This window comes from Streptococcus mitis (assembly GCF_946190115.1).
Classification (GTDB): domain Bacteria; phylum Bacillota; class Bacilli; order Lactobacillales; family Streptococcaceae; genus Streptococcus; species Streptococcus mitis_CO.
Map to the genome: position 1 here is coordinate 1 of NZ_CAMHZG010000025.1, position 9,349 is coordinate 9,349.

1 protein-coding gene is annotated in these 9,349 nt (G+C 43.2%); it reads right to left on the reverse strand.

Going from position 1 to position 9,349, the window contains the following annotated elements; genetic code table 11:
• On the reverse strand, positions 1–9,349 hold a 9,349-nt coding region (locus N8L90_RS09600; protein WP_314725737.1), incomplete at both ends, for a sialoglycan-binding domain-containing protein.

Here is a 9,349-nt window from a genome sequence, read left to right on the forward strand (position 1 = left end):
GCTGACGTAGATGCTACCGCGCTTGTGCTTGCTGACGTAGATGCTACCGCGCTTGTTGACGCTGAGGTAGAGGCTACTGCGCTAGTTGATGCTGAGGTAGACGCTACAGCGCTTGTGCTTGCTGAGGTAGAGGCTACAGCGCTAGTGCTTGCTGATGTAGAGGCTACCGCACTTGTTGATGCTGATGTAGATGCTACAGCGCTTGTGCTTGCTGATGTAGACGCTACTGCGCTTGTGCTTGCTGAGGTAGATGCTACTGCGCTTGTGCTTGCTGACGTAGATGCTACAGCGCTAGTTGATGCTGATGTAGACGCTACGGCGCTTGTACTTGCTGAGGTAGACGCTACTGCGCTTGTTGACGCTGAGGTAGATGCTACAGCGCTTGTGCTTGCTGATGTAGATGCTACCGCACTTGTTGATGCTGATGTAGACGCTACAGCGCTTGTTGACGCTGACGTAGATGCTACCGCACTTGTGCTTGCTGATGTAGATGCTACCGCACTTGTTGATGCTGATGTAGACGCTACAGCGCTTGTTGACGCTGATGTAGAGGCTACGGCGCTTGTGCTTGCTGATGTAGATGCTACGGCACTTGTGCTTGCTGACGTAGATGCTACCGCGCTTGTGCTTGCTGACGTAGATGCTACCGCGCTTGTTGACGCTGAGGTAGAGGCTACGGCGCTAGTTGATGCTGAGGTAGACGCTACCGCACTTGTGCTTGCTGACGTAGACGCTACGGCACTTGTTGACGCTGACGTAGACGCTACGGCACTTGTGCTTGCTGATGTAGAGGCTACGGCGCTTGTGCTTGCTGATGTAGACGCTACGGCGCTTGTGCTTGCTGAGGTAGAGGCTACCGCACTTGTGCTTGCTGAGGTAGATGCTACGGCACTTGTTGACGCTGAAGTAGATGCTACTGCGCTTGTGCTTGCTGATGTAGAGGCTACAGCGCTTGTGCTTGCTGATGTAGACGCTACGGCACTTGTTGACGCTGATGTAGAGGCTACCGCACTTGTTGATGCTGATGTAGAGGCTACGGCGCTTGTGCTTGCTGATGTAGAGGCTACGGCGCTTGTGCTTGCTGATGTAGAGGCTACCGCACTTGTTGATGCTGATGTAGAAGCTACCGCACTTGTGCTTGCTGATGTAGAGGCTACCGCACTTGTTGATGCTGATGTAGATGCTACTGCGCTAGTGCTTGCTGATGTAGACGCTACCGCACTTGTGCTTGCTGAGGTAGACGCTACCGCACTTGTGCTTGCTGATGTAGATGCTACTGCACTTGTTGACGCTGATGTAGAAGCTACCGCACTTGTGCTTGCTGATGTAGAGGCTACAGCGCTTGTGCTTGCTGATGTAGACGCTACAGCGCTTGTTGAGGCTGAGGTAGATGCTTGTTCAGATTTATGTACAGAATCCGATACTGGTACTTCTACTACGTTCGATGTACCATCTTTGTAAGTAATAACTACTTTTACTTTACCATTTGATACAGCACCATTATCTTTAAAGTCATAACCACTAATACGATTATCTTCTTGTGGATTTGAACCCTTAACCGCTGCAAGAATCTTTTGTTTATCCTCTGGAGACAAGGTTGTCGCATTGCTTACTTGAACCTGTGCTGGCGCTTTACCTGGGAATTTTTCACTTAATTTCCCTTGAACAACCTTAAATGTAGTGTCATTATTCGTATTTTCAGAAAAGTCTTTTGTACGAATCTGACGCGTCCAAAGATTACCTGGTAAATAGGGTTGGTTTTCGTTGTACTTACCATTAATTGTCAACGTAGCTGGATCCGCAGCAGTAGCTGTTATCGGAACTCCAGCAGGGGGATTGTTAATCGTTCCATTAGAATTATGATTACGTGTTGTCATGTTATCTTGGACAGTACGACCATCCCATACTTCTAGACTACGAACCTTACCACTGTTATCCGTAGCTTTCACAACAAAGCGATATTCATCCCCGGCGTAAAGTTCATATCCTTGAGCAGAACGTCCTTTTTCGTCATTAGCATCATTACGAACAGCTGTCTTAGGTCGTTCAACCCAATTATTATTCTTATCTTTAACTTGCAGAACGACTTCTACATTTGGTTTTTCCGTTTCCTTAGTAATTTCTTTAGTCGTTGATGTGCTAAGAGTCTCTGTTTCTCCAGTAGGAGTCGCTATATCCTTAGTTTGTGTAGCCGTTACAGTTCCCTTTGGAAGCAAACCGTTAGCATCTGCTAATTCATCCGCTCCAAATGTGACACTTGTAGCACCAGCTGGTACCACCTTCGGAGGGAAAGTCTTATCACCGATTGTCAAGGTTACTGTCGCACCTGGTGCCACATCTGTCACTGTAATACTACGGTTTGGAAGACCACCTTTTTCAGTTACTTGATCATCCGCGATTTGTGGTGTTTTTAGGTTGACTTTGATAGTTACTGGAACTGTTCGGCTATTTCTAGCTGTTGAACGTTCTGTAGTACTTTGTGGCAGAGTGACTCTGACTTTTCGTGTATAGTAACCTGGAGCAGAAACGATGTTATCCGCATCTAGGGCTGTGTCCCCGTCCCATGCAAAATCTACACCATCTGGCATTGGAACAGTCTGAGTAGTCGTCGTACCAGAAGCAGCTGTAGCAGAGTTAGCCTCCGTACTTGAAACAGCTGTAGAAGTACCATCAGTAGGATTCGTAGTCAGAACGATATCTGTATTCTTAAGAGCATTACCTGGAGTGGTAATAATATCTGCTAGTGGGCTCTTATCCCCAACCGTTGTTTCATAAACTTTCTTAGCTACTGGATCCACTACTGAGTAATCAAAGTTTACAGTACTTGTTAATGCAGGATCACCATTTGATGCATCACCAAAACGTCCTTTAGAATAGTTCGCAACGACAGTGTAGGTCGTATTGTGAGCTAGAGGTCGGTTAGCAGGATCGCTTTCCATGTTGGTGTGCCATACCTTACTAAAGGTTGTATTAACAGCTTCTGTTAGAATGGCATTTTCATCATTATTTAGTTTATACTTGAAAGTTAGAGTTGTTGCTTTATTGTTGTCAATAAGATCACTACTATTTACATATAGGTTGGTGTGACCACCAATGTTATTGGCATAGCCACCACCTTTAACTAAATCGCCATCTCTATCCGCTTTAAAGGCGTAGAATTTACCTGTTACACCATCTCTTGTATATGTTTTAACCTTTTCAAGAACTGTGTAGTTGTATTCGATATGAGGGGTAACTGTACCATCTGGATGCTCAACCTTCAAATAAGCTGTACGTTCGCCAGTTTCATTAAAGGTAGGAGCTGTTTCCCAAGTAACTTTTGTACCTTCTGGTAAATCTTTTCCACCTTTACCACGAACAAAGGTAAGGAGATTCAAATCGTTTACATTTTCATCTCTAATAGCATAGAATCTATCAGAAACTCTTTCCACAGCATACTTAACGTTTGGACGAACGAGGTTACTTGTTCCATCCAAGTAGTTGATTGTGACTGATCCATCGTCATTTTGGGTGTATGAATCAATTTGCTTGTCCGCTTTTGGATTTGATGCTTTGATTGCTTCAAATACTTTAGCCTTTTCTTCTGCTGTTAAGTTGTTTACATCTGCAACTTCAAACTTAGTTTTTGGATCTACACCTGGATGTTTCTCTGACAACTTACCTTGTTTCAGACGGAAGCGGCTACCCTCAGAACGGTTTCCTACTGTATCTTCTGCGACAATGGCACGAGTAACGTGTTGACCATCGCCATACTGAAGATTTGCATTCACTGTACCAGTTTGAATGACTGTTGCTGGTGATGTTGCAGTAGCCGGTGTAACTGTTGTGATATTATTTGGCGCAACAGTTCCCCAAGTACTATGTAGGACATTATCTGTTTCTGATGCTGTGTTTGAACCTTGTCTTACGACAGTATTCGCAATCTTATCACTGTTATCTGTGAATTTAGTTGTAAAGCGAAGTTGATCACCTGCATAGAAAGTATGTGTTGTAAGACCATTTGCGTCAGTTGTTTTTGGAACTGGAACCCAACTACCATCCTTTTGCTTAACTTCTACAACTGTATCTTGAGCTACTGGAGCTACCGTTTCACGAGTAATCGTTCCAGTTGCTGTTTCAGATTCCAAGTCTTTATTTTTATTTCCATCGCTTGGATCTTGAACAGTCACTTTTTGCTTAACAGTGATATCTCCTACTGGAAGGAGGTCATTATTAGCCTTATAAACTGGGTCTAAGTCAGTAGGACTAAAGGTTACGCTTGTATCTTTAGGTCCCGCTGTCTTAGTGATTGTTTGCCCTGCAATTGTAAGGCTAACAGTCGCACCTGGAACAACATTATCAATCTTGATAGATTGATTTGGCAAGCCACCTTTTTCAGAAATTGTATTTTCTACAATAACTGGTGTTTTTGGTTTAACTTTGACATAGACGCTGACATCACGACTATGGATAACCGTACTTGAATCACCAGGCAAGGTCATCCTAATTCTACGCTCATAAACATCAGGCCTTGATGCCATAGCATCATCTGGTGTCCAACCGCGTACCCACTCGAAAGTAGTAGCATCTGGAACTTCTGTTTTACCATCCGTTGGTTGCAAAGCATCCTTAGGTGTTGAAACAATCGTTCCTAAACCATCCAGACTTCCTTGAGTTGTTTCAAAGACACGTTTTGGACCATACTCATAAACAGAGTAGTCCCATTGCGTTGAAGCTGTCAAGGCAGGATTGTCTGCAGATACTGTACCGAAACGACCAGTTGGATAGGTAGCATTCAATGTATACCTTGTCTTGTGTGTTAAAGCTTTACCTTGAGGCTGGTTATCATTTGTATACCAAACTGAACTAAAGGTTGGATTGTTTCCTGTAGACTTAAGTTCAGCACCCTCATTGTTTAGGCGGTATGAGTACTCCCAAGTCATAGGAACGCCATTAAATCCTTTGGTATTATACATAGAAGTGTAGACAAAAGTATCTCCACCAATACGGTTATCTTTCTTGAAGGCGTGGAAGTTACCTGTTTGATTATTATTGGTCTTAGTTTCTAGTTTTGGATAGACTTGGTAAGTGTAGTTCAAGTCTTTTGTTGAACCATCTGGGTAAGTGATGGTAAGAGTAGCTGCTTTTCCTGAACCAACTCCGCCAGTCGTTGGAGGTGTTTTCCATGTTACTTTAGCTGTTTCTGGAATAGTACCACTGACGAAATCTCTCGGAGTTAAGTTAGCAACATCTTCATCCTGAACCGCATAGAAGTTACCACCGTTCTTAGTTGTTACTTTGTACTTGTCAGCTTGACTTTGAACAGTGATGGTAATCCTTGTAGGATTATTAGCATTCGAGTTTCCTAGTTTATCTTTAGCAACGATTGTTACTGGATAACTACCCGCCGGACCTGTTGGTGTACCTGTGATTTTACCATTTTCATAGGTCAAACCTGCAGGGAGATCTTTAATCACAACACCATCTGTATCGGCAAGACCGACACCTGTATCCACAACTTCCAATGGAATATCCACGTGCTCACCTGATGTTACTGTTGCATCGTTTGCTGTGATAACTGGAGCCTCTTTATCCACTACTAGACGGGCTGAAGATGTATCGCTGGCACGATTATCCGACGTATAAGAGACTGCACTAACCGTTGAACCATCCTTGGTAACTTTCTCTGGAAGACTCACGACACCAGTTGAAGGGTTAATGGTCACACCTGTTGGTGTTTCATTCAAGAACCAAGTACCATTTGACGCTTTTCTAGCAGTCAAGGTCTTGTTTGTTGAAGAACCTGTTGGCGTGTAGGTCACTTCCATTCGATTAACTGTGCTCTCAGATGTTTTAGGCGCAACAGTCACATCACCATTTTGGAGGGGAGTAATCTCTGGTCTACTTGGTTTTAATATAAATCCAACTTTAACTGCTCGTTCGCTCGGTGTAAAGGTTGTTCGAGTTGTACTTGCTTCATTCTTCGTCTCATCAGGGAAGGTAGCGATAGCACTGTAAGTCCATTTACCAGGGTTTGTGTTAATTAGGTCATCTCTTGTAGCGTCACCGCGATTAGCATTTCTCCACTTATCGAAGTTCATTCCACCTGGGAAGTATTTATCATCCTCTAGGTTACCATTGCTTGTCGTTCCAATATAGTAGTGGGCATCTCCAAGCTTATCACCCATGTTTTTAGAGACTTCACCGTTAGCGTCCAAGTTTTTAGGAACAACATCAACAATACGGTACTTCATGTAACGAGTTGTTGTATTTGTACCGTCTGATACCGATACGGGAACCGTATATGTACCGAATGCTTGGTTGTCATTGACTGTTCCACTAATCAATCTACTTGAATACTTGTTGCTTTCTGTTTTACCAGTTAGCTCTGTAAAGTTTCCTTTAGTAACACCTGATGGAAGAGTATTATTTCCAAATGTTATATCTTTTATCTTACCTGAGTTATCCCACGCTTCAATAAGTGGGTTAAAGTTTGCTCCACGGTAGACTGTAAAGATTGGGGCATTTGCTTCCGTTTCAGAAAGAGTTTTTCCTTGAACTGTTACATTCGGTGCAATATTATCACGAACGTTAAAAGGTACTGTAACTCTATCTGTTGAATCATCTGGGTAAGTAACTATGATATCACGTGTATGTTGACCTGCTGTCCAGTTTGTTGGTTCTGTATCAGCCCAAGCATATGTTGTCTTCGTTCCTGCAGTTGTACCTGTAGTTGGGAGGCTTGCTCTGTTAGTGATGTAGGTCTCAGGAGCATCAAAACGAACACGACCGTCTGCTTTGATATCTACGTTTTGGGTCGTAGTTGTTGGTGTGTACTTATCAGTTTGAGCACGGAACTCAATACGTAGTTTGGCATTGTTAGTATTGGCATTTTGACCGCTGTTATTTGTCAAACCAACTTGGTCATAACCAGAAATATAACGATCCCAGCCATCAGGAACAGTTGTATAAGCTTTACCAACATGACCACTAATGTTTACTTTAGTTGGATTGTTTGCTGTTGCATTTCCATTTTGACCAAGTCTATTTTGATCAGTAGTAAAACGAATCTCTGTCTTTTTATTTGTCTCAACGATGTCCGCAGTTTCAAACTTGTTAGTTGGTGCTGTATTTAAAGCATTCCCAAACACCTTGACCTTATCCAAGCGTCCACTGTTATCTGTCATCTTCACATCAACATTGAACTCTTCTTCACGGTAGACAATCACTTTACGACTTGCCATATCAACCGTCGCCCCTTTATTGGCTACGATTTCCGTAATCTGTGGTTTTTCTGTATCTGTGAAACGAGATCTTACAGTGTTACTGAAGGCAGACTCAACGTAATTCTTCGTTATACCGTCCTTATCTTGATAAGAAGCTTGGTTCTCAATTTTCACCTTAGCGTTAAAGCTATCTTGATTTGCCATTTGGACATTGTTGAAGGTAGCAACACCCTGTGCATTGGCAGTCGCTGTAGCATACTCAACTGTGTTCTTATAAAGAACGACTTTTTTGTTTGGAGTTGCATTTTCTACAGTGATGGTTTGAGATGAAACGTTATCTTGTAGAGTTGTTGTGATTTCTGGAGTTTTTGGTTTCACAACAAACTTAACCGGTGTATCTGCACCAGTATTATCTGGGAATTGTCTATGAATATTGTATTCAAACACCCCTGGTGTGCGACCAACCTGGTTAGCCTCTACTTTTGTATTGGTATCTTTTGTACGATATTCAATGGTTGTACCAGCAGGTCCTTTAGCACCAGCATAGTTTTGAGTTCCTGGGTGAACCAAGTACTGGTTAGGGTCCGTATAGGCTTGGTTTGTATCTTCGTTTGAATACCACCATTTCAATCCAGCCTTATTAAACTCAGATGTATTGTATGGTGCTTCAACCTGATTTACGATATAAGTTCCGCTATCACGAGCTACAAAAGGATAAGCTTGAACATTATTTAACCCCAATGGGTTAGTATGGATACCAATCCCTGCCCAAGTTGTATTGTGAGTTCCTTCACCATACATAACCTTCATGTTCTTGAGGTCACCATTGGTTACGTTATCTGGAACCGTAGTTTCAAAACGAGTTACCGCAACACGTCCACGGTCACCAACGTTGATGTTATTCCAAAGAACACGTTCTTCATTGGTCCAAAGAATAGCTGGCTTGATGTTATTTTCCCAAGTCGCCTTACGCCATTGGTCAGAGTTCCCTGTATTGTGATATGACTGGGCTTTCAAGAGGTTATACTGCTCATCTTGGCTGTTCAATGACAAGAAGCCACTATCAACACGTTTGTAGTTGTCTTTAGCACGAACTTCCATCGAGTCACGTCTCATACTATTGTACTCTGCCGGCATCATGTTATCAGATGGCGTAGTAGACTTAGGAAGTCCTGTCATATCCTTTTTAGGTGAACCTGTAGCCGTATCAATATATGATGCATCAACAATGGTTGTCGGCATATTGACCTGACTAGGAATTTGGATCCAGTGACGAACGTTGGTTTGTCCCATGGTCTGACGAGGGTTAGACATGAGCGTCCAGATAATCTTTGTAATCTTACCGTTCGCTGCATATACAGGTTCTGCTTTCAGATCAACAGAAGTTTCAACACGCTGTTTCGCGTTTGAACTCTCACCTGATGTCAAATACTTGATGCTTTCACCATTTGCTTTATTTTCAGTCTGTTCACCGATGGCACCTGAACCAGTTTGTGTATTACGAGCACGGAACTGTGTCCCTGGTTTCATCGCTTTACCATTAAGGAAATCACGTTTACCATTATTGGCACGAAGCACAGCGTTGACGATTGAGTTTTGCGCAGAGGTAGCTTGCTTGATAACATCTGTCAAGTCGACATTTGGATTTTTCAGCGCTTCTTCGATAGCTGTTACAGCAGCATTGACCTTAGCAACTGCTGCTTCTGTATTTGGCAGACCGATAGACTTAGCGAGGTATTCTCCCATAGTCGCTGAGATTTTAGATAGACGTTTGCGGTCTTCTTGCGCTTTCTTGTTGCTCTCAGCAGATACTGTAGTCGCTACGGCAGCTGTTGTCGTTGTATCAACCAAACTTGAAGTCGTTGATGTGATTTGGCTCAAACGAGTTTCAACTGCTTGTAGAGATGCGAGGCTTTCAGTGATAACCTTTGAAAGAGCCGCATCAGCTGTTGCGTTAGCTGCATCTTCCTTACGAACAGATGTCTCTTTGTTTGAAGCTGTCTCTGATGTTGCTGGTTTTGCAAGTTCAGAAGTTGCTCCAGCTTGTGATTGAGAAGCACTTGTTACAGCCGATGTACTTGCCGATGTAGACGCTACAGCACTTGTTGAGGCTGATGCGCTTGCCGATGTACTTACACTTGTTG